25 protein-coding genes are annotated in these 24,463 nt (G+C 59.8%); 12 read left to right on the forward strand and 13 right to left on the reverse strand.

The genetic code is table 11. The features are described 5' to 3' along the window. Positions 1–81 precede the first annotated feature (81 nt). The 6 genes from hpf to yjgA are packed head-to-tail and all read left to right on the forward strand — an operon-like array spanning position 82 to position 3,930. Complete coding sequence (gene hpf, locus ACTG3T_RS08670; RefSeq protein WP_008294475.1) at positions 82–369, forward strand: ribosome hibernation-promoting factor, HPF/YfiA family; 288 nt, start codon at positions 82–84, stop codon at positions 367–369. 26 nt (positions 370–395) lie between these two features. Next, the gene (locus tag ACTG3T_RS08675) at positions 396–905 is read left to right on the forward strand and encodes a PTS sugar transporter subunit IIA (RefSeq protein ID WP_439101871.1); all 510 of its coding nucleotides are present in this window, start codon (positions 396–398) and stop codon (positions 903–905) included. Beyond that, a complete protein-coding gene (gene rapZ, locus ACTG3T_RS08680; protein WP_439101872.1) occupies positions 905–1,759 on the forward strand; it encodes an RNase adapter RapZ in 855 nt (284 codons plus the stop codon). The genes ACTG3T_RS08675 and rapZ overlap by 1 nt, the downstream gene beginning before the upstream one ends. A gap of 8 nt (positions 1,760–1,767) precedes the next feature. Then, positions 1,768–2,037 carry an HPr family phosphocarrier protein gene (locus tag ACTG3T_RS08685; RefSeq protein WP_439101873.1) on the forward strand — a complete coding sequence of 90 codons (270 nt, stop codon included), beginning with the start codon at positions 1,768–1,770 and terminating at the stop codon, positions 2,035–2,037. Further along, positions 2,034–3,386 carry a magnesium transporter gene (gene mgtE, locus ACTG3T_RS08690; RefSeq protein ID WP_439101874.1) on the forward strand — a complete coding sequence of 451 codons (1,353 nt, stop codon included), beginning with the start codon at positions 2,034–2,036 and terminating at the stop codon, positions 3,384–3,386. The genes ACTG3T_RS08685 and mgtE overlap by 4 nt, the downstream gene beginning before the upstream one ends. Then, positions 3,379–3,930, forward strand: coding sequence for a ribosome biogenesis factor YjgA (yjgA, locus tag ACTG3T_RS08695; protein ID WP_439101875.1), 552 nt, complete (start codon positions 3,379–3,381; stop codon positions 3,928–3,930). Before mgtE ends, yjgA begins: the two co-directional genes overlap by 8 nt. Here yjgA and ACTG3T_RS08700 read toward each other — a convergent pair. The 6 genes from ACTG3T_RS08700 to ACTG3T_RS08725 are packed head-to-tail and all read right to left on the reverse strand — an operon-like array spanning position 3,881 to position 12,359. After that, positions 3,881–7,864, reverse strand: a complete 3,984-nt coding sequence (locus tag ACTG3T_RS08700; protein WP_439101876.1) for a YhdP family phospholipid transporter — start codon at positions 7,862–7,864, stop codon at positions 3,881–3,883. The genes yjgA and ACTG3T_RS08700 overlap by 50 nt on opposite strands. Positions 7,865–7,889: 25 nt before the next feature. Continuing rightward, positions 7,890–9,344: a ribonuclease G gene (gene rng, locus ACTG3T_RS08705; protein WP_439101877.1), complete on the reverse strand. Its 1,455-nt coding sequence runs from the start codon at positions 9,342–9,344 to the stop codon at positions 7,890–7,892. After that, positions 9,341–9,937: a Maf family protein gene (locus tag ACTG3T_RS08710; protein WP_439101878.1), complete on the reverse strand. Its 597-nt coding sequence runs from the start codon at positions 9,935–9,937 to the stop codon at positions 9,341–9,343. Before ACTG3T_RS08710 ends, rng begins: the two co-directional genes overlap by 4 nt. Beyond that, the gene (gene mreD, locus ACTG3T_RS08715) at positions 9,937–10,422 is read right to left on the reverse strand and encodes a rod shape-determining protein MreD (protein WP_439101879.1); all 486 of its coding nucleotides are present in this window, start codon (positions 10,420–10,422) and stop codon (positions 9,937–9,939) included. Before mreD ends, ACTG3T_RS08710 begins: the two co-directional genes overlap by 1 nt. Beyond that, positions 10,415–11,290 (reverse strand): rod shape-determining protein MreC, encoded by an 876-nt coding sequence (gene mreC / locus ACTG3T_RS08720; protein ID WP_439101880.1) that lies wholly within the window; start codon positions 11,288–11,290, stop codon positions 10,415–10,417. The genes mreD and mreC overlap by 8 nt, the downstream gene beginning before the upstream one ends. A 31-nt stretch (positions 11,291–11,321) precedes the next feature. Then, on the reverse strand, positions 11,322–12,359 hold the full coding sequence (locus ACTG3T_RS08725; RefSeq protein WP_008294463.1) for a rod shape-determining protein: 1,038 nt from the start codon (positions 12,357–12,359) through the stop codon (positions 11,322–11,324). Between the two features lie 452 nt (positions 12,360–12,811). Between ACTG3T_RS08725 and gatC the strand changes: the two genes are divergently transcribed. The 4 genes from gatC to ACTG3T_RS08745 are packed head-to-tail and all read left to right on the forward strand — an operon-like array spanning position 12,812 to position 16,377. Continuing rightward, on the forward strand, positions 12,812–13,099 hold the full coding sequence (gene gatC / locus ACTG3T_RS08730) for an Asp-tRNA(Asn)/Glu-tRNA(Gln) amidotransferase subunit GatC (RefSeq protein ID WP_439101881.1): 288 nt from the start codon (positions 12,812–12,814) through the stop codon (positions 13,097–13,099). 31 nt (positions 13,100–13,130) lie between these two features. Then, on the forward strand, positions 13,131–14,591 hold the full coding sequence (gatA, locus tag ACTG3T_RS08735; protein ID WP_439101908.1) for an Asp-tRNA(Asn)/Glu-tRNA(Gln) amidotransferase subunit GatA: 1,461 nt from the start codon (positions 13,131–13,133) through the stop codon (positions 14,589–14,591). After that, positions 14,588–16,042, forward strand: coding sequence for an Asp-tRNA(Asn)/Glu-tRNA(Gln) amidotransferase subunit GatB (gatB, locus tag ACTG3T_RS08740; protein WP_439101882.1), 1,455 nt, complete (start codon positions 14,588–14,590; stop codon positions 16,040–16,042). The genes gatA and gatB overlap by 4 nt, the downstream gene beginning before the upstream one ends. Before the next feature lie 44 nt (positions 16,043–16,086). Next, positions 16,087–16,377 (forward strand): PA4642 family protein, encoded by a 291-nt coding sequence (locus ACTG3T_RS08745; protein ID WP_439101883.1) that lies wholly within the window; start codon positions 16,087–16,089, stop codon positions 16,375–16,377. A gap of 46 nt (positions 16,378–16,423) precedes the next feature. Here the strand turns inward: ACTG3T_RS08745 and smrA are convergent, their stop codons facing one another. Further along, complete coding sequence (gene smrA, locus ACTG3T_RS08750) at positions 16,424–17,029, reverse strand: DNA endonuclease SmrA (RefSeq protein WP_439101884.1); 606 nt, start codon at positions 17,027–17,029, stop codon at positions 16,424–16,426. Positions 17,030–17,240: 211 nt separating this feature from the next. On the opposite strand from smrA, the gene cysZ reads away from it, so the two are divergent. Continuing rightward, positions 17,241–17,969 (forward strand): sulfate transporter CysZ, encoded by a 729-nt coding sequence (gene cysZ, locus ACTG3T_RS08755; protein ID WP_439101885.1) that lies wholly within the window; start codon positions 17,241–17,243, stop codon positions 17,967–17,969. 90 nt (positions 17,970–18,059) lie between these two features. Then, positions 18,060–18,206, forward strand: coding sequence for a hypothetical protein (locus ACTG3T_RS08760; protein ID WP_439101886.1), 147 nt, complete (start codon positions 18,060–18,062; stop codon positions 18,204–18,206). Here ACTG3T_RS08760 and rhlB read toward each other — a convergent pair. The 6 genes from rhlB to hemA all read right to left on the reverse strand — a co-directional run bounded on the left by rhlB (position 18,203) and on the right by hemA (position 24,408). Then, on the reverse strand, positions 18,203–19,486 hold the full coding sequence (rhlB, locus tag ACTG3T_RS08765) for an ATP-dependent RNA helicase RhlB (protein WP_439101887.1): 1,284 nt from the start codon (positions 19,484–19,486) through the stop codon (positions 18,203–18,205). The two genes, ACTG3T_RS08760 and rhlB, sit on opposite strands and share 4 nt — an antisense overlap. A 57-nt stretch (positions 19,487–19,543) precedes the next feature. After that, entirely contained in the window at positions 19,544–20,128 is a 585-nt protein-coding gene (locus ACTG3T_RS08770; protein WP_439101888.1) for an HvfX family Cu-binding RiPP maturation protein, read from the reverse strand. Positions 20,129–20,262: 134 nt separating this feature from the next. Beyond that, a complete protein-coding gene (locus tag ACTG3T_RS08775) occupies positions 20,263–21,033 on the reverse strand; it encodes a HesA/MoeB/ThiF family protein (RefSeq protein ID WP_439101889.1) in 771 nt (256 codons plus the stop codon). Between the two features lie 11 nt (positions 21,034–21,044). Next, the gene (gene prmC / locus ACTG3T_RS08780; protein ID WP_439101890.1) at positions 21,045–21,878 is read right to left on the reverse strand and encodes a peptide chain release factor N(5)-glutamine methyltransferase; all 834 of its coding nucleotides are present in this window, start codon (positions 21,876–21,878) and stop codon (positions 21,045–21,047) included. Continuing rightward, the gene (gene prfA, locus ACTG3T_RS08785; RefSeq protein WP_439101891.1) at positions 21,878–22,963 is read right to left on the reverse strand and encodes a peptide chain release factor 1; all 1,086 of its coding nucleotides are present in this window, start codon (positions 22,961–22,963) and stop codon (positions 21,878–21,880) included. Before prfA ends, prmC begins: the two co-directional genes overlap by 1 nt. Further along, positions 22,960–24,408 (reverse strand): glutamyl-tRNA reductase, encoded by a 1,449-nt coding sequence (gene hemA, locus ACTG3T_RS08790; protein ID WP_439101892.1) that lies wholly within the window; start codon positions 24,406–24,408, stop codon positions 22,960–22,962. The genes prfA and hemA overlap by 4 nt, the downstream gene beginning before the upstream one ends. Positions 24,409–24,463: the final 55 nt, after the last annotated feature.

The raw sequence follows: 24,463 nt of genomic DNA on the forward strand, positions 1-24,463 counted from the left end.
AGAGCTCGCCATCAGACCCAACCACAGCCAGACAACGATGTTGCCAAAAACCCAGCTAACACCAAAAACCAGGAGAAGCGCATGCAAATAGTAATCAGCGGACACCACGTCGAAGTCACCGATGCCCTGCGAGAGTACGTGGAGGCGAAGTTCGAACGTTTGCAGCGGCACTACAGCCAGATCAGTAAGTCCGAGGTGACACTCATCGTGGAAAAAATGGTACAGACAGCAGAGGCCACGGTGCACATCGCCGGCAAGGATCTGTTTGCCTCTGCCGACTCGGAAGATATGTACGCCGCCATCGACGCCCTTGTGGACAAGCTTGATCGCCAGCTGATCAAGCACAAGGAAAAAAACCGACCTCACTAAACAACCGGGAGCCTTCGGATTTACCCATGCCAGCGATACCGACCATGAGCCAGGAAACACCCCACGCCGCCAACAGCGTCAGTGATCTGCTGACGCCTGCACGCAGCCTTTGTCGCATCCCCGGGGGGAGCAAAAAGCACCTCTTTGACCTGGTGGCGGAGGTGCTGGGGAGTGATCGGGATGAGTTCCACCCGGACGAGCTGGTCGCCGGCATGCTGGCCCGGGAGAAGCTGGGCAGCACCGCCCTGGGCAATGGCATAGCGATACCCCATTGCCGTCTCAAGGACTGCGAATCGCCCTGCGGCGTACTCCTGACCCTGTCCAGCGGAGCGGACTTTGATGCGCCGGACGATGAAGACGTGGACCTTCTCTTTGCCCTCGTAGTGCCCAGCGAGGCCACCCAGGAGCATTTGAATCTTCTTGCGGACCTCGCGCGACTCTTCTCGCAATCGGATTTTCGTGAATCCCTTCGCCGCTGTACCAGCAACGAGGCGCTTTTCGACACAGCCATCAACTGGACCACAGGCACGGCCTAGTGGACCTGATTATCATCAGCGGTCGTTCGGGGTCAGGGAAAAGCACCGCCCTGCATCAGCTGGAGGACGAGGGTTTTTATGCCATCGACAACCTCCCTGCGTCGCTCCTACCAGCCCTGGTGAGAGAGACAGGACCGGGGCTTCCGGAACAGTTTCGGGGTATTGCGGTATGCATCGATGCACGCAACGCCTTTCGTGACCTGCAGGGATTCAGCGCCACCCTCGCCTCCCTGGCGGATTCAGTGCAGCCGCGCATTCTTTATCTGGACGCCGATGAGGCGACCCTCATCAAGCGCTTCAGCGAGACGCGGCGGCGCCATCCTCTGACCAATGAGAAGCTACCGCTGGCCGAAGCCATACGCTACGAAAGCGAACTGCTGGAGCCCCTGGCAGCGCAGGCGACGCTCACCCTCGATACCCGGGCCATGACCATCTATGAACTTCGCGACGCGATCCGCCAACGACTGGTGGGCTCCGAAGCAGAAGAAATGGCCATTCTTTTTCAGTCCTTTGGTTTTAAGCGGGGAGTACCCGGCGATGCCGATCTGATTTTTGATCTGCGGCTGCTCCCCAATCCCCACTGGTCAACCGAGCTACGCCTGAAAACCGGGGAGGACCCCGCCGTTGTTGCCTATCTTGAAGACCACGACATCACAGAGCAGTTGTTCAAGGACATTGCGGGCTTCATCGAGCGCTGGGTGCCCGCCTATCAAAAGAGCAGCCGGAGCTATCTCACCGTTGCTTTGGGCTGCACGGGAGGACAACACCGCTCGGTATATATGGCCCGGCGTCTCCACAACCACTTTCAGGGCCAACTTGCGCAGCTTCAGCTTCGTCACCGGGAGCTCCGGTAGGCCGCGTCATGATCGAAAGCGAACTCAACATCATCAATAAGCTGGGGCTCCATGCCCGCGCCGCCGCCAAATTTGTCAGCTGTGCCAGCCGCTTTAGCAGCACGATCCAGGTGAGCAAGAGCGGCGAGTGGGTCGATGGCAAGAGCATTATGTCGATAATGATGCTCGCCGCGGGCCAGGGGAGCACATTGACTCTCCGCGCCGATGGCAGCGATGAAGCCGCGGCCACCGAAGCGATCCAGGAACTGGTCAACGACTATTTCGGCGAAGGCGAATGAACACCCTTCAGGAAGATCAGAAACGCTCCCGGGATAGCGTTTCCCGGGCTCTGGAGAGCGGCACCCTCGTCGATGTTCGCCGACGCATCCGCGTCATGGAACCCGGCGAAGTCGCCCACATTCTGGAGTCCTCACCCCCGCGGTACCGCCACGTGCTCTGGCAGCTGCTGGAAGGATCCCAGGAAGCCGAGGTGCTCAATGAGCTGGGCGAAGAGCTCAAGCTCGATTTCCTCCAGAGCATGGGACCGGACCAGGTCGCACAGATCACCGAAGAGCTGGATGACGACGACGTCGCGGATATTCTCCAGCAGCTGCCCGAGGCCTTTACCCAGCAGGTGCTGGATGAGATGGATGAGCAGGACCGGTCCCGTCTCGAACGGGTAATGGTGTACGACGAGGACACCGCCGGTGGTCTCATGAACACGGACACCATCTCTATCCGCGCCGACGTGACCCTCGACGTGGTGCTGCGTTTTCTGCGCCGCCATGAAGAAATTCCCGAGATGACCGATACCCTCATTGTGGTCAGCCGCGATGATCATTACATCGGCCTCTTACCCGTTCGTACGCTGCTGGTGTCTGACCCGGGCTCTTCCGTGCGGGAACTCATGCTCACCAAGCGCAAGCCCCTTCACACGGACATGTCCGATAGCGAAGTGGCCCGGCTCTTCGAGCGCAATGACTGGGTCTCTGCCCCGGTGGTGGATAATGAAGGTTTGGTGGTGGGGCGAATCACCATTGACGATGTGGTGGATGTTATCCGCGAGGATGGCGACCACTCCTTCATGTCCATGGCGGGTCTGGACGAGGACGATGACACCTTCGCGCCAGCGATTAAAACTGCAAGGCGCCGCGCTCTGTGGCTTGGCATCAATCTCCTGACGGCCTTTATAGCGTCTTCTGTGATCAACCTCTTTCAGGGCACCATTGAACAGGTAGTCGCGCTGGCAGTACTGATGCCCATTGTCGCCTCCATGGGGGGTATTGCCGGTACGCAAACACTGACCGTGCTGGTGCGCGCGCTGGCCGTCGGACAGATCAACCGCAGCAATGCCCGCTGGTTGATCAGCCGGGAGTTTGCCTCCGCCGCCCTCAATGGCTTTCTCTGGGCATTGGTCGTGGCGGTGGCCGCGGCCCTCTGGTTCGACGACAACACCCTGGGACTGGTGATCGCCCTCGCTATTGTGATCAACCTGATTACCGCCGGCCTCACCGGCGCCGTGCTGCCACTGGTACTGCAGCGTCTGAAAATCGACCCTGCCCTGGCCGGTGGCGTTGTTCTGACGACGGTCACAGATGTTGTCGGTTTTATGTCTTTCTTAGGCCTTGCGACGGTGTTTTATGCCTAAACCAAAACGCGGCAAGAAAAAGTCTGTGGACGAGCTCGAGCTGGAGACCAACACAGAGTTTGACGGCCCCAGTAAATCGGCAATGAAGCGGGAGATGACCGCGCGCCAGGAGCTGGGAGAAGCTCTTTGCGAGCTCAGTCCCCGGGAACTCCAGCAGATTCCCATCGGAGACGAGGACCTCCTGGCAGCCATTGCTGAGACTGCGCGCATCAAGCACCACAGCGCATTGCGGCGCCATCGGCAGTACATTGGCAAGCTCATGCGGCGCATCGATCCGGAGCCGCTCCAGCAGGCTCTGGATGCGCTGTATCAGTCCCGAAAACAGGAAACGGTGGTATTCAAGGGGCTGGAAGCGTTGCGCGACACCCTGATCCGCGATGGCGACAAGGCGCTGGGACAGGTGCTGGAAAAACATCCGGAGGCTGACCGTCAGCACCTCCGGCAACTGATTCGTGAAGCCCAGCGGGAGGCCGCTGCAGAGAAGCCGCCCGCCGCTAGCCGTCGCCTTTTTCGCTATCTGAGGGAGCTTCACTCCGCGGCGTGAGCTTATCGTCGAAGAGCCGGCTGAAAGTCACCGAGGGCGTTTCCATGGGACCGGAGACCTCGTAGACCGCCGAGGACATGCGGTTCACCTGTTTCTCAAACACCTTACTCACCACAAACACGCCCGCCGCCACCGCGGGGCCGGCTGCCAGCGCTGCCACCCAGGGCAGGTTGTTTGCAACGGGCAAAGTCACCAGCAGTTCGCCGTCGATGGTGCCCAGCTCCAGATCACTGACACCGGTGAAGGCAAAGGCACTCGCCGCGCCATCAATCTGCAGGTCCGCCACCTCCAGAATTCCCCGCTGAAGATATAGCTCCGTACTGGCAGTGACAAAGGGTATACCCGACTCAAACATATGACTGAGGCTGAGCCCCCGGAGTATTTCGGCAAAATTCAGAAAACTGATCATGGAGAGTGCACCGGGGCCTGACTCCAGCAGGCGCCCGTTGCGGGCGGCCAACTCCACAGACCCTTCGGCATTGGCCACTGCATAAGCAGAGGGCGGGCCGGGCCAGCGCAGGCGCAAGGACAGGGAACCGGATTCGGACTCCAGTGTCGGACTGAAGCCCGCGGCACTCATCACTCCACCAAGATCCCTGTAGCTGGCATCGATTTCCAGGGCAGTAAGCTCACCCTCGCCACTGCCGAACCAGCGCAACATGCCGGGCTGGGGATCATCCAGCGCGAGGCCCCACAGATCACCGCCGATGTCCGTGGCATAAATCGCTCCGTCGGATTGGGCGGTATCCAGGTCGAATCCCACTCCCCCCAGAACGCGTCCCTCGTTGCGAAGCTCCAGTACATCAACCCGCATACTCGGCATCGTGGCACGCACCTGCTCCAGGGATATGGGTTCTCCCTCCCCAAAACTTGCCAGATCCAGATGCTCCAACAGCAACAAAAGCTCATCACCCTCACGGGTCAGACTGCCCTGCACCAGATCGGATTCGATGGCGCCCTGCCAGAGGGTGTCCTCGCCCCAGAGATCCACCCGGGCCCGCCCAAAGCTGCGGGTGGCGAGACTCAGCTCACCCACTTCCAGAGAAGCAATGTCATAACTCAGCGGAGCACCGGACAGTCCTGCAGGACCCATGACCCCGGAGTCAGCGGTTGCCACGGGCTCTGCCGCCGGAGCATTACCCTGCGCCCTGCCGTCTGCCGCCGCGCCGTAGCGACGATAAAAATCACTCCACTGTGTGATATCCAGCGCAGAGACCGTACCGCCCAGGCAGAATCGCTGCTCACAGCTGTTCAGCTCCGCCGCGGCACCGCCCACGCTGGCTGCAAACCTGGACAGCCCTCCCTCGCCTATTCTCATCTTTACTGCCAGTCGCTCTCCCAGGGTAAGAGCCATCACCGGGTCAGTTTTCAGGGGCACCGACAGAGCCAGCGGCAGAGCCTGATCCGGGGCCTTCCCGAAGGGTTGCGGCGCATCAAAGGCGACTCCCAGCAACTCTGAACGAAGCAGGAAACGGGGATTAGTTTTATCGCTGAGCAGGAGTTCACCGGTAAAGGACGTTGACCCTGCGGTAAAGCCGAGCAGCGGCTGCTTCAACCACGGTGCCACCGCCGCGGTGTCAAATTCCCCCGTCAACAAAAGGTCCATCCCGCGCTCGGGAATTTCTGCACTCTCCGCACCGGCAGTACTTTCAACACCATCAGCACCGATGCTATCCAGCGCACTCAGAACAACGTTGCCACCCAGAACCTGGCCCCGGAGCTCACTCCCGACAAATCCCTGATCTGTGCGATAGCGCAGAGTCCCCTCTACCCGGGACGCGGTGAGCTGCAGCTGGTCCATCGCTGCGGAAGCACCGGCAAGCTCCAGCGAAAGATCAACAAAAGGCAGCGTTGATTTGCTGCCAATGGGCAGGGTCAGAGCGAGATCTCCCTCCATGGACCCCGCGAAGTCCCAATCCACAAAAACACGCTGGGTGAGATCGCGCAGCGGGGAGTCACGAAGCAGGGCACCGGCAGCGGCTGCAGGCCCCGATACCTGGCCGCTGATATCCAGTAACGCCCCCGGCGATTGGGGCAGAACGCGAACCATGAGGTCTTCGATGTACGCGCCCTCGCTGCGAGCCCGGGGAATCCTGCCCCAGGTTCTGCCGTCATCAACCCACACGGTGGCTGTCACATCCGTAAGTGGTGGCCACGCGGGATCATAGGTAAGGGTCGCGTCACTGGCATCCAGGAACAGTTGCACCGTCATATGCGGATAGTTGCGCGGTCGGGTGCTCCCCCGCCAGATAAACCCTGCCCGCTCAACTTTGCCGGCGACAATACTTCGATCCAACCACCCCAGAAGCGGCCCGGGTAGCGTCTTTGGCAAATACTTCCCCCGTTCCTGCACACGGGAGTTCCCAAGTCCAATCAGCAATTCAAGCTCCACCCCGGTGACGCGTTCCTCAAAGGGAATGTCCACAGCAAACAAACCCTTCGCTTGCCCCTCGTTCCCCGTCAATCGCATCAGCCCGCTGTCTATATGCAGGCCCGTCGCGTCCCAGGCCAGATACACATTACCCAGGGCGTCGCTGTAGCGCTGGGGCGCCTCATAAAGAGACGGGTAATGCATGCTGAAATCATCGGCATCCAGGTTTAACTGACCGCCCCCCGGCGCCAGTTCCAGATAACCGGTGACCCCGGTGAGAGCGGGCGTATTTCGCCAGCTCTTCACGCTCAAGTCATCGACGGCACTGCGCAGCTGCCAGCTGTTGGCGGGATCGGAAAGATCGTCCAGACGCAGCTCCACCACGCTGAGGGTCCCCTCTGGCGCCAGGGTGGGCAGTACGTCCCGCAAACCCTGAGGCATCCCCGGCGCGGCCGCCAGCAAAGTGGGCAGCGCCCCCAGGCCCAGATCGCTGGCGCGGATACGCAGCGCCTGTCCCCACCAATCGAACTGCGCGCGGTCCAGATCCAGGGCCTGGCCGGCGCGCTCAATATGAAAATCCTCCGTGAGCAAGCTCCAGTGCCGGGCCCGTTGCTCCAGGGCCGCCTCGAAAGACAGGGCGTCCAGCGGCAGAGACCAGGCACCAGTGGGCTCATCCAACTGCAGGGCCGCACCGTCCCAGCGCATCTTTGCCGTGGAGTCGCCGCCAACGCGTGTCAACCAGAACTGCGCGCTGGCAGACCCCGCGAGGCGGAAGGGCAAATCGAGGGTCTCCCAAAACGCACTGAGTGCAGCAAGGTCACTGCTCCTGGCATCCACAAAAACATCGCCTGTCCAGGAAAGAGGGCGAAGTGGGCTCCCCACACCCTCGGCATTCACTTCAAGGGCAATACTCTCGCCCTCGACCATACCGTGGAGCCGCCGGGCATTCCCCTCCCGCTCAAGCAACAGGTCCACCGCCAGGGCAACGCGGCCCTTGGAAGTAATCAGCTTGAGCTGATTCTCTGCCAGCGCCACACGCTGAACATTGGGAAGGAAATCTTCCAGCCAGGCCTTGAGCACGCCGTTGCGGGGCGTAAAGCCCACGACTTCTATGGCGCCCTCTTCCGTGAGCCGCGCATCCACCGCCAGCCCTGCCACATCCATGCGCGACAATTGTAAAGACCCGGCGAGCACACTCCCGGGAATATCGAGACGCAGGGAGCCTCGCCCAATAGCAATGGGAGGGGCCTGGGGATCATCCTGGGTAATCCGCAGTTCGGTGAAATTCAGCTCGGGACTAAAGGCGTTCCATCCCCCCGACAAGCTTTCTACGGACACCGTGAACGGCAATTGCCGGTTGATCAGCTCCAGCACCGGATCGCGAAGCGCCGGTATTTGCTGCATAAAAAAACGGCCCGCTGCAACATAGATCGCCAGGAGCACAACCAGGAACACAAGGAGCCGCCACGCCCAGGGCGCCAGGGCATGGAAACCCCGAAGCGGCAGACTTTCGCCGTGGTGGGTTTCGCCAGAATGACGGTCGCTGAGGTGGCTATCGCTCATCGTCGACTAGTCAGTAAGCTGATTGCTATAGCAACACAATATCGAACTGCTCCTGCGTGTAATCCGACTCCGCCCGGAAGCTGATGCTGCGCTCGATAAAGGATTCGAGATCACCAACGTGGGCGGACTCCTCATCGAGCAGACGCTCCACCACGGTGTGCGACGCCAACACCAGCAATCCGCCGGTCTCGTAGGCTCGGGCGTCACGCATAATCTCCCGGAGAATCTCGTAGCACACCGTCTCCGGAGATTTTAATACACCCCTGCCCTCGCAACTTGGACAATCCTCGCAAAGGGTCCGTTCCAGGCTTTCGCGGGTACGCTTGCGGGTCATTTCAATGAGCCCCAGGGCGGACACGCCGCTGATCTTGTTCTTCGCCGGATCCCGCGCCATGGCTTTTTCCAGAGCCCGCTGTACCTGTCTGCGATGCTCTCCGTCACTCATATCGATAAAGTCCACGATGACAATACCGCCGAGATTGCGCAGCCGAAGCTGCCTGGCAAGAACGCCCACCGCTTCGAGGTTGGTTTTGAACAGGGTCTCTTCCTGGTTTCGTCGCCCCACAAAGGATCCGGTATTCACGTCAATGGTGGTCATGGCTTCGGTCTGGTCAATCACCAGGTGCCCGCCACTCTTCAAGGGTACCACCCGTGCAAGCGCGCGCTGTATGTCCTCTTCTACGCCGTGGAGATCGAAAATCGGTCGCTCGCCTTCATACAGCTCCACGAGATCGGCAACCTCGGGCATGTACTTGAGGCAAAAGTCGTTAAGCACCGCATAGTTGTCGTGACTGTCCACCAGAATGCGCTGTACCCCGGGTCTGGCGAGATCCCGCACCGCCCGAAGCTGCAGTGGCAGATCCTCGTAAAGCAAACCCGGACCCAGAGCCTCCGACACCCGTCGTGACACCACGACCCAGAGGCGCTTGAGGAAACGAAGGTCCGCAAGAATCTCGCTTTCCCCAGCGCCCTCGGCGGCGGTTCTCACTATGTAGCCGCCCCCGGCCAGGGACTCCGATTCCAAAGCCCCGGCCAGCACTTTCTGCAGCCTGGCCCGCTCCTCGGCCTCATCAATGCGCTGGGAAATGCCCACATGGTCGCTCTGGGGCATGTACACCAGGTAACGGGTAGACACGGAAAGCTGGCTCGTGAGCCGCGCGCCTTTTTTGCCGATGGAGTCTTTTACTACCTGAACGGTGATGATCTGCCCCTCACGGAGATGGTCAGCAATGCGCTCATCGGTGACGGTTCCCACACCGAGGACATCACTCAGATGAAGAAAGCCGCTGCGCTCAAAGCCAAAGTCCACAAAAGCGGCCTGCATGCCGGGGAGCACCCGGTCCACGCGCCCGGCGTAGATATTGCCCACAATGCCAAGGCTCGCCTGCCGCTCTATGTAAATGTCCTGGGCAGCACCGTTCTCCACAACGGCAACACGCGCCTCCATGGGTGTCACGTTGACAAGAATCTCCTCGTTCACGCCGTAGCCTTCCCAAGCACAGGCACCAGTCCGAAGCGCTGCAACAGCTCCCGCGCTTCAAACAGCGGCAGGCCAATGACATTACTCACGCTGCCATCCACACGAAGCACAAAGCTCCCTCCCAGACCCTGGAGGGCATAGGCCCCTGCTTTGTCCCAGGGCTCATCGGTGGCCAGATACTCCTCGATCAAGCCCCTTGATAACTCACCAAACTCAACGAGCGTTCGCACCACAACAAGCTCTGTATGCCCATGGTCTCTCGCACACATTGCCGTCAACACCTCGTGGCTTCTACCGCTCAGGGCATTGAGCATGGCACGGGCATGCTCTTTATCGTCAGGCTTACCCAGGCTTTGTTCCCGGAGGACGACGGTTGTGTCAGCGGTGAGCAGTACCGTCCCGCTAGCCAGGTCCAGCGCTTCGGACTTTTCCCGCGCCATACGCTCCACGTAGTCCCGGGGCTGCTCGCCCGAAAGGAGGGTTTCGTCGATGTCCGCAGCGTAGACGGTAAAACCCACCCCCAGCTGCCGAAGAAGCTCTGCCCGCCGTGGGCTCGCGGAGCCCAAAACCAGCGATGGCTCAAGCGAAGACATCAGTGCACCTTATAGCTGCGACGGAGTTCCCGCAGCACCGGCATCAGCAGAGGCCAAAGCAGCGCTGTACTGAGCGCCGGAAAAAGAAAACCAAATCCCGGCACGGCCCCGCCCTGGAGTCCCTGCAACCATTGGGTGATGAGCTGGTGAAGACCCGCAAGGAGAAAGACCACGGAGGACTGCTGCACCAGAGTAAAGACCCGCAGGCGCTGGTACATAAGACTTGCCAGAGTCACCACCACCGAGAGAGAGAGCATATTCTGACCAATAACCGCGCCCTCCATCACATCCACAAAGAGGCCTACGATCAATGCCGTTACCAGCCCCACGCGATGGGGCAAGGCGATGGTCCAGTAAAGCAGGACCAGCAGAATCCATTCGGGTCGCCACCACAGCAGAGTTCCTGTGAGTGGAATCACCGCGAGCACCGCGGCAAAAAGTAATGACGCCAGAATCACCCAGTAGGCGTTCCTGCGCTCACTCACTCGGCGCGGCCTCGGGGTCCAGCACGGGTTCGATGTCGGGCAGCTGACTGAAAACCAGAAGCACGTGGCGGGCACGATCCAGCGCCGCCGTGGGTCTGGCAGAAATCTGGGCAAAGGCTTCACCGGGGTTACGCTCTACGGCAGACACCACCGCGACCGGATATCCGATGGGAAAGCGCCCCCCCAGACCCGAGGTGACCAACAGATCGCCGGCCTGAATATCGGTGGTCGCCGTGACGTGATTCACCGCCATCTGATCCAGGGAACCCACTCCTTCTGCTACCGCCCGAACTCCGTTGCGGTTGACCTGCACCGGCACCGAATGACGGGGGTCGGTGACCAGCAATACGCGCGATGTGGTTACACCCACTTCCACCACCTGTCCCATGAGGCCCTGGGCATCGATGAGGGGCTGGCCCAGGTAGACATCGGCCTCCGCGCCCTTGTCCAGCACCAGTTGATGCCGCACGGGATCCGGAGAAACGCCGATAATCTCGCTCACCAGGACGTCATCGCGAAGGAGCGCCGTGGAATTTAAGAGCGCCCGCAACCGCGTGTTATCCGCCTGCATGGACGCAAGCTGCTGGGAGCGCCCCTGGAGCACCAGGTTTTCCCGCCGCAGACGGTCATTGTCTTCCAGAAGGCTCTGGCGGGAGCGAATGTTGCTGTCCTGCCAGTCGCTGATGGCCGAGGGAATATCGGCGATGAGATAGATAGGGGTAAGTACGGTGTCGATAGCCGATCGTACCGTCCCAAGGCCGCTGTAACGCAGATCCGCCAAAAGCAATGCGCCCACCAGCACAAGCCCCAGCACAAGCCTGAGACCGAGATTGGATTCCTGTATGAACAGCGGCTTGATTAGCAGCACCCAAAGCGGGCAATGCTTATGCCGCCCGCGTTTACTCCGTAGAAAGCAATTCTATCGTATGGCGGTCCATACGTTCCATGGCCATACCACCACCGCGGGCTACGCAGGTAAGGGGATCCTCGGCCACGACCACGGGTAGCCCCGTCTCCGACGCGATGAGCCGGTCCAGGTCTCGCAACAGAGCGCCACCACCGGTGAGCACGATACCGCTCTCGGCAATATCGGCGGCCAGTTCCGGAGGGGATTGCTCCAGAGCCGACTTTACGGACTGCACGATGGAAGACAGGGGGTCCTGCAAAGACTCGAGAATCTCATCGCTGTTGAGGGTAAAGCTCCGGGGAACGCCTTCCGCGAGGTTGCGGCCGCGAACATCGATCTCCCTAAGTTCGCTGCCAGCGAAGGCACAGCCCACTTCCTGCTTGATTTTTTCTGCTGTGGAATCACCGATAAGTGTGCCATAGCGCCGCCGTACGTAGGCTACGATCGCTTCGTCAAAGCGGTCTCCGCCGAGGCGAATGGAATCGGAGTAGACCACGCCATTGAGAGAAATAATGGCGATTTCAGTGGTACCACCGCCCACATCCACCACCATGCAGCCGGCGGCCTCATCGACCTCCAGACCCGCACCAATAGCAGCGGCCATGGGTTCTTCGATGAGCCGCACTTCCCGGGCACCGGCGGACAGCGCCGATTCGCGAATGGCGCGCCGCTCCACCTGCGTAGACTTGCAGGGAACACAGACCAGCACGCGAGGGCTGGGACGGATAAAACGGGTCTCGTGCACCTTGGCAATAAAGTGCTGGAGCATTTTTTCCGTGACCTGAAAGTCAGCAATGACGCCGTCTTTCAGGGGCCTGATGGCAGTAATGTTGCCGGGAGTCCTGCCTAGCATGCGCTTGGCCTCGGTACCTACCGCTTCAATGGTTTTCTGTCCATTGTGAATACGAATAGCAACCACCGAGGGCTCGTCGAGAACAATGCCCTGACCACGTACGTATATCAGGGTGTTGGCTGTTCCAAGATCAATGGAGAGATCGTTTGAGAACATGCCACGCAATTTTTTCAGCATGAAAGTCGGTTACCTGAGTAAAGGTAAATATGGTGGGTGAAGGTACTCGTGGTCGAGACTGCCGCCAAACCCTGTCGCAAAACTCCGCCTATGGCGCGTTCGGTGCCTGGCGTCGACATCATAGAACCGATGTCGTCTTGCGCTAACAGATTTCTGTCTTCACTTTTATGTCTTTTATGTCTTTTATATCTTTTATGTCTTTGCTTTTGTGTTTTCACTTTTGCGTCCGCACCTATGCGTCATCAACTGTGTGGTGTCACAAAAGCCCGTTTATCCGCGTTTTGCGCGTTAACCCAGTGTTTCTGTTTAAGGTCGATATGGCGCGCAAGGTTATCAACCGCAGGGGTGTTGGGCAAGAAACAAATGTTGTATGGTGCGGCGCTCTTTGGGGGCCATACCCTGACAAGACAATCTACACCTACACTGCCACCTAAACGACGACAGATAGAGCCATGTCCGTATCCGGCGACACCATTCGAGAAATCGCTCAGCTTGCGCGCCTGCGCGTGGAAGAGGATGAGCTTCCCGCATTGACCGGGAATTTTAATGCCATACTGGATCTTTTTGAGCAGCTGCAGGCAGCGCCTACCGATCGCATCGAGCCCATGGCGAACCCCCTCGACGCTCGACAGACACTTCGCGACGATATCGTGACCGAGAGCAACCAGCGTGATGTGCTCCAGAGTATCGCGCCCCTCACGGAAAATGGCCTATACCTGGTGCCGCGGGTCGTCGACTGACATGGCGACCAACAAAGGGACTAACGCAGACATGGACGCCCGCAGCCTCACAGAGCTTGCGGCAGCACTGGCAAGGGGCGAGACCAGCAGCGTAGCGCTCACGGAAGCCGCCTTGGCACGCGTCGACGCCATGGACGGTGCTCTTAACAGCTTTATCTCCTTAGATACCGAAGGCGCTCTCGAGGAAGCCCGGGCCGCCGATGCGCGCATCGCCCGGGGCGATGCAGGCCCTCTTACCGGTATACCCATTGCTCACAAAGACATTTTTTGCACCCGGGGCCTGCGCACCAGCTGCGGATCGCGCATGCTCGACAGCTTTGTACCTCCCTATGACGCGACCGTGGTGGAGCGCCTCCGACAGGCGGGTGCCGTACTCATCGGCAAGACAAATATGGATGAGTTCGCCATGGGCTCTTCCAACGAAAACAGCTTTTACGGGCCCTGCGGCAACCCCTGGGACAAGGACCGGGTGCCCGGCGGCTCTTCCGGCGGCTCGGCCGCTGCCATCGCAGCGGGCCTCGTCGCCGCGGCGACGGGCACCGACACCGGGGGCTCCATTCGCCAGCCCGCCGCCTTCTGTGGCATTACCGGACTCAAGCCCACCTACGGACTGGTCTCACGCCTGGGCATGATTGCCTACGCCTCCAGCCTGGATCAGGGCGGCCCCATGGCCCGCAGCGCCGAGGACTGTGCGGTGCTGCTGGGCGCCATGGCGGGTCACGACGACCGGGACTCCACCTCGGTACAGCGCCCCCTGGAAGATTATGCAGCCTCACTGCAACAGTCTGTCGAGGGACTGCGTATTGGTGTACCCAAAGAGTATTTTGGCGAGGGTCTGGACAGCAACGTGGGCGCTGTTATTGAAACGGCGCTGAAAGAGTACGAAGCCCTGGGCGCGACGCTTCACGAGATCTCTCTCCCCCGCACGGCGCTGTCCATACCGGCGTACTACGTCATCGCACCGGCGGAAGCGTCTACCAACCTGTCTCGCTACGACGGTGTCCGCTACGGTCACCGCTGCGAGGATCCCGTCGACCTGGAAGATCTGTATACGCGCAGTCGCGAAGAAGGTTTTGGTGACGAAGTGCAGCGACGGATCCTCGTCGGCACCTACGCCCTGTCCTCCGGCTATTACGACGCCTATTACAAAAAAGCCCAGCAGGTGCGCCGACTCATCGCCGGTGATTTTGCCAGCGCTTTTGAGAGCGTGGATGTCATCGCCGGCCCCACTACACCGGGCGTGGCCTTTAAGCTGGGCTCAAAAACCAGCGATCCCACCGCGATGTACCTTGAAGATATTTATACGCTCTCGGTGAATCTGGCGGGGCTACCGGCCATGAGCCTCCCAGCGGGATTCAGTGAGGGGCTCCCCGTGGGCTTGCAGCTCATCGGTCAGCATTTTGACGAGGCACGGCTCCTGGCGACGGCGCACCAGTTTCAGCTGCGCAGTGACTGGCATCGTCAGCTGCCCTCTCCGGGGGCTCGCCCATGAGCCGGGAAATGGTTATCGGGCTGGAGGTGCATCTGCAGCTTGCCACCCATTCAAAGATATTCTCCGGCAGCCCCACCACCTTTGGTGCACAGCCCAACACCCAGGCCAATGCTGTGGATCTGGCCATGCCGGGCATGTTGCCGGTGCTCAACAAGAAGGCCGTGCGTTACGCGGTGATGTTCGGGCTGGCCATTGATGCACAGATCGGCAAGCGCTCGGCATTTGATCGAAAGAATTATTTCTACCCGGACCTGCCCAAGGGCTACCAGATCAGCCAGTTTGCGGAGCCCATCGTCGGCCTGGGTCGTTTCAGCTTTAACCTGCCCGATGGTTCCGAAAGCTCGGTGGGTATTACCCGGGCGCATCTCGAAGAGGATGCGGGAAAATCCCTCCATGAAGATTTTCATGGCATGACGGGCATCGACCTGAACCGCGCCGGTACACCGCTTCTGGAAATCGTTACGGAACCGGATTTTCGCAGTGGCGAGCAGGCCGTCGCTTTCCTGAAAGCGCTGCACAGTCTGGTGACCTATCTGGGTATTTCCGATGGCAACATGGCCGAAGGCTCCATGCGCTGTGACGTAAATCTCTCGCTGCGACCGGCGGGCAGTGACACTTTGGGCACTCGTACAGAAATCAAGAACGTGAACTCTTTCCGCTTTGTGGAAAAAGCGATCCGCTGCGAACGGATTCGTCAGGAAGATATTCTCGATGATGGCGGCAGCATCGTTCAGGAGACGCGGCTCTACGACGCGGATCGCGACGAGACACGCTCCATGCGCAGCAAGGAAGTCGCCAACGACTATCGTTACTTCCCCGAACCGGACCTGTTACCGGTAATTCTGGATGACGCCGACATCGCCGAAATAAAAGCGGCGCTGCCGGAACTCCCGCGGGCGCGATGGGCACGGTTTCAGGAAGCGTACGGGCTCTCGGAGTATGACGCCGGCGTCCTTACGGACGAGCGCGAGGTCGCTGACTATTTTGAAGTAGCGGCCAGAGAGAGCGGTGATGCAAAACTCGCAGCCAACTGGATTCAGGGCGAACTGCTCGCGGCATTGAATGCCGAAGACAAGTCGATGCAGTCCTGCCCCGTGTCGGCCAAACACCTTGCCGGTCTTATCGCACGGATCAAAGACCAGACCATCTCCGGAAAAATCGCCAAAGAGGTGTTTGAGGCTATGTGGCATGGTGAGGGTGACGCCGACACCATTATCGACGCCCAGGGTTTAAGGCAGGTATCCGACAGCGGCGCCCTGGAGGCCATGGTCAACGAGGTGGTGGCCGATAATCCGGATCAGGTTGCTCAGTATCGCGCCGCGGATCCCGCCAAACGGAAAAAGCTCAGCGGCTTTTTTGTCGGGCAGATCATGAAAGCCTCCAAAGGGCAGGCAAACCCGAAGATGGTGAACGACCTACTGCTCGCTCGCCTGGATGCGGACGACAGCTAAACGCGAATCCAGCGTGCAGGCTACTTATTTGCAGGAAAACAGCCATGCGTAAAGACAAAGCCAAAGTTTTGGATGAGCAGTGGGACGATGAACGGGTCGCCAGCTTTCTCGAACCGCGCCCCGGCGATGGTGAAAACGCCGACTTTCAGCTGTTGCTTAGGGCCTACCAGAGCATGCGCGACTCGGATTTCGCGCGCTTTATTCCGCTGTTTTGCGATGCGGGACGGGACATCAACGCCCTGGGACGAGACGGTAAGACTCTGCTGGAAGAAGTCAGCGAGCACCGCTATGGCACACCCTACGCCGAGACTCTCAAGGCCCACGGCGCGAGATAGCTAAGGCTCGCTTCTGTCCCCTCAGGACCATACTTAGGCCTCTGCTTTAGGTCGAGCCCTGCTCGTAGGGGACGCGACCCCGCATAAAGCGCTCACGGTTTTCGCGTTTCTTCTCTTCGCTTTTCGCCAGTAACACCAGCACCGCGCCGGTACCGCCAAGGTTCGGGGGCGCGCTGTGAAAAGCCTGCACCGGTGCCAGCTCCCGCAGCCAATGATCCACAAAGCCCTTGAGAATGCCCACAGCCTCGCTGTTGGGGCTGCGCTCGCCTTTACCGTGAACAATGAGCACGCTGCGCAAACCCAACTCGTGGCACTCATTGATAAAGCCGTAAATCTCTCGCCGCGCGCGCTGGACGTTCATGCGGTGCATATCCAGCCGCGCCTCCGCGGCATAGCTGCCCTTTTTGAGTTTGCGATAGACACCGTTCTGTATCCCCGGGCGCTTGAATTCCAGCACATACCACGGATCCAGAGGCTTGACGCCTTCATCGGCTAGCGGGTTGCTGTCGCGACCCCGCTCGGTGACCGCAGCCTCGCGGCGCAGCTCCACCAACGTTTTATCCGTCGCCGAGCGTGCGCGCCGGACCCGCGTCTCGGTTTTTAAGGGGGTAACGTCCCCCATCTCACTGAGGAAGTCGTCATCATCTTGCATTGTCGCCGCCTCCTGAAATCTTTGGTCAGCCATCACCGTCACCCGATAAAGCTCCCTTATCCGCTGTTCTTGTGCGAAGCGGAGCCTCGCAGGGGCGTTTGCTCGTCGCACAGGGAACTCGGCCTGACGCGGAGAATAGCTCAGCCCCGCACGAAACATTGTGCTCGCGTTAAAATACGCAGACAAGCGGACACACAGATCAGGAAGAAAATTGGAAGGCGATCCCATGTACGGAGCCGGCTGCCTTATTCGCGGCGGCAAGATGCTCAGTCACCCGAAGCTCAGGCCCTTTGTTTTGGTGCCCCTGACCATCAACGTCATCATTTTTGGCTCACTCATCAGCTGGGGCCTCAGCAACCTTGTTGCCTGGGTGAACAGCTGGATGGAATGGCTACCCGAGTGGCTGTCATTCCTGGAATGGATCATCTGGCCCATCATCGGGCTCACGGTGGCCCTGGTGACCGGCTACCTGTTTACCGCCGTTGCCCTGCTCATTGCATCACCGTTTAATGCTCTTTTGGCAGAGAAAGCGGAAGAGCTGATTACCGGCCAACCCGTGCAGGGTCTCGAAGGCCTCGGTGCCGCGTTGCTAAGCATCCCCCGCGGCATCTTCCGGGAACTGGCCAAACTGGTGTACTACATCCCCATGGCAACCATGGTGCTCATCATCAGCTTTATTCCCGCAGTCAACGCTGTCGCCCCTTTCCTCTGGCTCCTCCTGGGCGCATGGATGATGAGCCTGCAGTTTGTGGACTATCCCATGGACAACCACCAATACAGCTTCAAGGACGTGCGCATCGCGGTCAGTGACCGCCGCCTCTCCAGCCTCGGATTCGGCGGCATGGTCGCGGCTCTGGCCAGTGTGCCTATCGTGAACTTCTTCGTGGTGCCTGCAGCCGTCGTCGGCGCGACGATTTTGTACGTGGAGGAGCTTCGGTAGTCACCTGGTTTTTTTGGCAAACGTATAATTGCTTCGACAAGGGTAGCGATGCGCGATAAGGCCTTCGCGGGACGCCAAAAAGCGTCATCCATGACAGGCTCGGCGCTCGCCATGCCCAAGAAGCGGGGCAGGCTCTCCATGGCTCGCGACGCCCGCTACGACCTCATCGCGCATCGCCACCCGGGCGGGAGCTTTGATCTGGCGACCGAAAAACAGACGCCAACACTCGATGCCTAGCGCGACAACAACTCCGCCGGCGGATGTTCACAAACCACGGGCTCGCCAAGTAACGCCTCGAGATCTGGCAGCAGGAAGGCATCGTCCTCACTGGCAAAGCTGATAGACGTGCCGCTAGCACCGGCCCGGCCGGTGCGGCCGATGCGGTGCACGTAGTCTTCCGGGTCCTCAGGAAGGTTGTAGTTGACGACGTGGGTCACGCCGTCAACGTGAATACCGCGACCAGCGACGTCGGTAGCCACCAGTACTGAAATCTCACCCTTTTTGAACTGATCGAGGGTCTTGGTGCGCTTGGCCTGGGCAATCTCGCCGCTGAGCATGCCGCAGGTAATGCTGGCTTTGCGCAGGCGCTCAAAAAGGCGCCGCACCTGATCGCGTCGATTGGCAAAGACAATGACCGAACTCGCGTCATCACTGCGCAAAAGATTTACCAGAATACGGAACCGCTCTTCACTGCTCGCCAGATAAATGCGCTGATCTACCGAGTCCGTGGCCACGTGATCGGGCTCGATCTCGATGGTGATCGCATCGGTGGTCCACTGCTGGGACAGATTGATGATGTCCTGGGTAAAGGTCGCGGAGAACAGCAGCGTCTGGCGATAATCCTTGTGGGGGGTCTGGCGCACGATGCGCTTAACCTGTGGGATAAAGCCCATATCGAGCATGCGGTCCGCTTCGTCGAGAACCAGCACTTCGACCTGATCCAGCACCAGGTCGCGGCGGCCGGTAAAGTCGATGAGTCGACCCGGCGTCGCAACAACCAGGTCCACCACCTCGCGGCCCAGCTGGTTTAACTGTTTCTGGTAATCCATGCCGCCTATCAGGGTGCAGGTATTCAGGCCGGTGTGCTTGCCCAGATCCGCGGCGTCCGCCGCGATTTGCATTACCAGCTCCCGGGTCGGTGCAATGACCAGCGCCCGGGGCTCGCCCAAAAACCGTTCACCCTCGTGGGGGTGTTTGAGCAGATCGTCAAAAATGGTAATCAGAAACGCCGCAGTTTTACCGGTACCCGTTTGCGCCTTACCAATGGCATCGTGACCCTGCAGCGTGTGCGGAAGAATCTGCGCCTGAATGGGAGAACAATACTCAAAACCAATTTCTGCAATCCCGTGCATGAGAGTCGGGTGCAGATCCAGATCATGAAAACGGGTTTTACCCTCCTCCGGCGCGACATCGAACTCATCGACACTCCAGGAAGACGGGCTCTTACCGTTGGTTGCATTACCGCTTTCTGAGGAACCGGTGCGAGAGGCGTTGTTGGATCGGTTGGAACTGGTCAAAAGAATATCTACCTAAAAATTTAGGCGCGAAGTCTAGCATTTTTGGCGAATAATTGATCAGCGATTAAACAGACGACCGAGATAGTAATCGACACTCACATAACGACCCCCACCGGTAAAAAGTAAGGCCAGCAGCATGAGCAGGTAAGTAACCGCGAACTCGATGCCGTTGTTGAGAATGACAAAGTTACCGCGCTCTGTGAGCCAGCTGTAATTCCCATACTCCCGGAGCAGATCCCGGGCCGCGCCCAAGCGCTGGGCCACCTCGGGTACGCTGGAATCAGCAATGGCTGCCCAGCCGTTATCCCAGTGCACGGCAAATATCGCCACCAGCATAACGATAATCAGGGGAATGGAGATCCACCGCGTCGCCAGCCCCAGGAGCAACAACAGGGCGCCGATCGCTTCGGCATAGGCAGCGAGGTAGGCAAGCAAGGCGGGAAACGGCAATCCAAGACCGTAGTCCGCGTTAGCAAACCACTCAATGGTGTTTTCCATGCCCGCTATTTTTTGCGTGCCGGCCATCCAGAGCACCGGCACCAGATAAAGACGCAGAGCCAGGGGTGCCAGTCCGTCGAGATGGGCAAGACGCCCAAACAAGGCTTCCTGAAACCGGCTAAATCCCTGTACCCATGAAATCACTGCTGCTGTCCTCCCGGATCCTGAGGAAATATCACTTCACGCATCACCGGACATTCTGACCACGCGCCTCGCAGACCGTTCCCCTGATCTTCTTCACGGATTCCTGACGGCTTTTTCGACGGTTTACTCGCCGGCTAAAAACCGAAACCGCTACGCAGGCCCTCACCACAATCAGGGCAGTCGGGACGGGGCGCTACCTCAATGATGTTTTGCGCATAGGTCCTGAGGTCCAGCATGAGCACCCTGGATCGCAGGGACTCGCCCCACCCCGTGAGCACTTTGATGACCTCCAGGGCCTGCAGTGTGCCCAGGACCCCCACTACGGGCCCCAGAACACCGTTGTCGCGGCAGGAGAGCGCCGTTGCTGCGCCCTCCTGGGGATACAGACAGCGATAGCAGGCGCCGCCACCGGCAACATCAAAGGTGGCGAGCTGCCCCTCGGAGCGTGCGGCCGCTGCGGACACCAGGGGTTTTCCGGCGCGAATACAGGCGCGGTTGAGGGCGAAGCGCGTGGGGTAGTTATCGGTACCATCGGCGACGAGTTGCACGGCGTTCACGGCCTGACTCAGCGCCTCGCCTTCAAGCCTTTCGATGAACTGGGAAACGCGACAATCGGGATAGTGGGCACTGATGAGCGCTGCCGCAGATGCCGCCTTGGACCTGCCGATGTCGCTCTCACCATGGAGGATTTGACGATGGAGATTGGTACGCTCAACGGTGTCACCGTCGGCAAGGATCAGACGTCCCACACCCGCCGCGGCCAAATAGATGGCAAGGGGACTTCCCAAGCCACCGCAGCCCACCACCAGCACCCAGGCGCTGCGCAGGCGCTCCTGATGCTCGAGGGTAAAATCGGGCAACATTAACTGCCTGCTGTACTGTTCAAGTTCCCGGTCGCTCAGCAAAATCCCTCTCCTTACCACACGCCACCACTGACGCGTTCGAGCCCTGCAAGATCCTTGCAGCTTGCCACATCCTCAAAGCCCGCCGCTGACAACAGCGCTCGCACCGCCGTCCCCTGCTCAAAGCCATGCTCCAGCAGCAGGCGTCCACCGGCTTCAAGATAGCCCGGCGCCAGGGCAACAATGTGGCGTATATCGTCAAGCCCATCAGCCCCCGAGGCCAGCGCCGAGCGCGGCTCAAAGCGAAGGTCCCCGGTGCTCAAATGCCCATCGTTCTCGGCAATATACGGGGGGTTACTGACTATAAGATCAAAAGATCGCCCCCTGACCGCGGCAAACCAATCGCTCTCCATGAACGCCACACGCTCCAATCCCAGGCGCCGGCCGTTGGCCACAGCGATCTCGAGCGCCTTGCTGCTGTGCTCCACGGCACTGATTTGCCATGAAGGACGCTCCGTCGCCAGGGCCAAAGCGATGGCGCCGGAACCCGTACCCAGATCGAGCACCGAAGCCGTTGCGGGTAAGTCCGAATTCAGCGCCTGCTCCACAAGGAGCTCCGTGTCCGGTCGCGGGATGAGGGTAGCCTCGCTCACATCCAAGCTCAGGGACCAGAATTCCCGATAACCCAGGAGATAGGCAACGGGGACCCCGTCGGCGCGGTTTAGCAACCAATCCCGATACTGCTGCGCAGCAGACTCCGGCACCTCGGCTTCGGGCCAGGCTATGAGGTAACTCCGTGGTTTTTTGAGAGCGGCACAGAGCAGTACCTGGGCGTCCCGTCGCGCGTCGTCACCCGCCACTATCGTCACTATCGTGCTCTCGGCAAGTAACTGCTCAACGGTGGCCATTACTGTCCGGACATGGCCGCCAGCTGATCCGCCTGATGCTCCTGACGGAGAGGGCCAAGCACCGCCTCCATGTCTCCGGCCATGACTTCATCGAGCTTGTAAAGCGTGAGATTGATGCGATGGTCCGTGACCCGCCCCTGGGGAAAATTATAGGTACGAATGCGGTCGGAGCGATCCCCCGTGCCCACCAGATTCCGGCGTTGCTCCGCCTGCTCGCTGGCCTGAGACTCCTCCGCGCTGCTGTCGAGCTTTGCCTGTAGTAAGGACATGGCCCGGGCCCGATTCTTGTGCTGGGAGCGCTCATCCTGGCACTCCACGACAATGCCTGTTGGCAGGTGGGTAAGACGCACGGCGGAGTCGGTTTTGTTGACGTGCTGACCGCCGGCGCCCGATGCGCGGTAGGTGTCCACGCGCAGGTCCGCCTTGTTGATTTCCACCGCCTCCAGCTCCTCGGGCTCGGCGAGAATCGCGACGGTGCAGGCCGAGGTGTGGATGCGTCCCTGGGATTCGGTCTCGGGCACCCGTTGAACACGATGGGCGCCCGACTCAAATTTCAGAAAGGCGTAAACATCCTTGCCTTCAATACGACTGATGATTTCCTTGTAACCGCCGTGCTCTCCGGGACGTTCGGACAGCACTTCGATGCGCCATCCCTGACGCTCCGCAAAGCGGCTGTACATGCGCTGCAAGTCCCCGGAAAAAATGGCGGCCTCGTCGCCCCCGGTTCCTGCGCGAATCTCCAGGAATACGTTGTGGCTGTCCTTGGGATCCCGGGGCAGCAACAGCAGTTGCAGCTCGGCTTCGAGCTCCTCGCGCCGGGCTTCGCCCTCGCTGATTTCCGCCTTGGCCATCTCGCGCATATCGGCGTCATCGTCGGAAAGCATGGATTCGGCGGCTTCGAGATCGCCCTGCAGCTCCTGGTATTCGCCGAAACATTTCACGACGGTCTCCAGCTCTGAAAACTCCCGGGACAAACGGCGGAATTGATCCTGATCAGAAATCACGCCCGGGTCTCCAAGGAGAGCCGAGACCTCTTCGTGACGCTCGGACAGCGTCTCAAGCTTGAGCAACAGTGAGGGCTTCACTGCAGGGTCGGGCCGGGCGTCCTGGGCTTCTCGCTTTCACTCTCGCCGTCGATCAGGCCGTCGACGGCGACGCTGGCGACCGTCGATGCCGTTAAACCTACAGCCACCTCGGCGGTCGCTTTCCCGGGCTGTTTCTCAGCAATTTTTTGCGCTGGAGCATCAACCGTCTCGGCGTTTTCCGCCTTAAGATCCAAAAGCCGCGCGGCGTGACCCAAAACATCGTGACGCCCTTCGGCGCTGGCTTTTTTGAGTCCGGTAGTGGGTGCGTGAATAAGCTTGTTGGTAATAGCCCGTGCCAGCTGTGCCACCACCTGCTGAGGATCGTCACCCCGTGTGATCGATGCCAGCGCTTTATCGAGTTCTCGCTGTCTCACGGCTTCTGCGGATTTTCGATACTCCTTGACCAAATCCACGGCAGCCAGCGAACGATGCTCTTCGCCCACGCTGGCAATGCCCTGGGCAATGATCTCGTCGGCTTTGCTGACTTCCTGCTGTCGCGCGCGGAGATTGCCATCCACGATCTGACGCAGGTCATCTACGCTGTAGAGGTAAATATCCCGCAGCTCGCTGACCTGGGGCTCAATATCCCGGGGGACCGCAATATCGACCATGAGCATGGGGCGGTGACGGCGCGCCTTGAGCGCTGACTCCACGGTACCTTTACCAATAATAGGCAGCTGGCTCGCCGTGGAGGTGATAACAATGTCAGATTTGGGCAGATGATCGGGAATCTCTGCGAGAAGCACGGCGTCGGCACCAAATTGCTGGGCCAGCTCCCGGGCGCGCCCGAGGGTTCGGTTGGCAATGACGATATTGCTTACACCCGCCTCAATCAGATGCCGTGTTACCAGCTCGATAGTTTCGCCGGCGCCCACCAGCAGCGCGTTACAGTCGTTGAGATCGGTAAAGATGCGTCGCGCGACGTCCACTGCCGCGAAGGCCACCGATACAGGGTTCTCGCCGATGGCCGTATCCGTGCGGACTTTTTTGGCGATGGTGAACACCCGGGGAAACAGTCGTCCGAGTTCACTACCGACCGTGCCCGCATCATTGGCGACGGCATACGCGGACTTGAGCTGGCCAAAAATCTGCGGCTCACCGAGCACCATGGAGTCCAGACCCGCGGCTACATGCACCATGTGCCGCAGCGCGGCTTCGCCCTCGTGATGATAGGCAGCGTCGCGCAAATCATCCGCAGACAGGTGGTGATAGTTCGCCATCCAGTCGATGAGCTCCCGGGCTTTCTCGTCCAGGGGCTTCGTGGGCGGCGCGACGGCATACAGTTCGGTACGATTGCACGTCGAAAGCACGACAACCTCGTCGATCTCCGCTGAGCGGCAGACATCGTTCATGGCCTCTGACACCTGCTCCGGGGCAAAAGCCACTCGCTCGCGCACATCAACATGTGCGGAGTTGTGGTTAATGCCCAGTGCTATCAGGTTCACAGCTAAAAGTGTCCAGTTTACTTGTCAGTCGCCATTGAAAAGGATTCTAGCAGCA

The sequence above is a fragment of the Congregibacter sp. genome (assembly GCF_965660375.1).
In the GTDB taxonomy this organism is placed as follows: Bacteria; Pseudomonadota; Gammaproteobacteria; order Pseudomonadales; family Halieaceae; genus Congregibacter.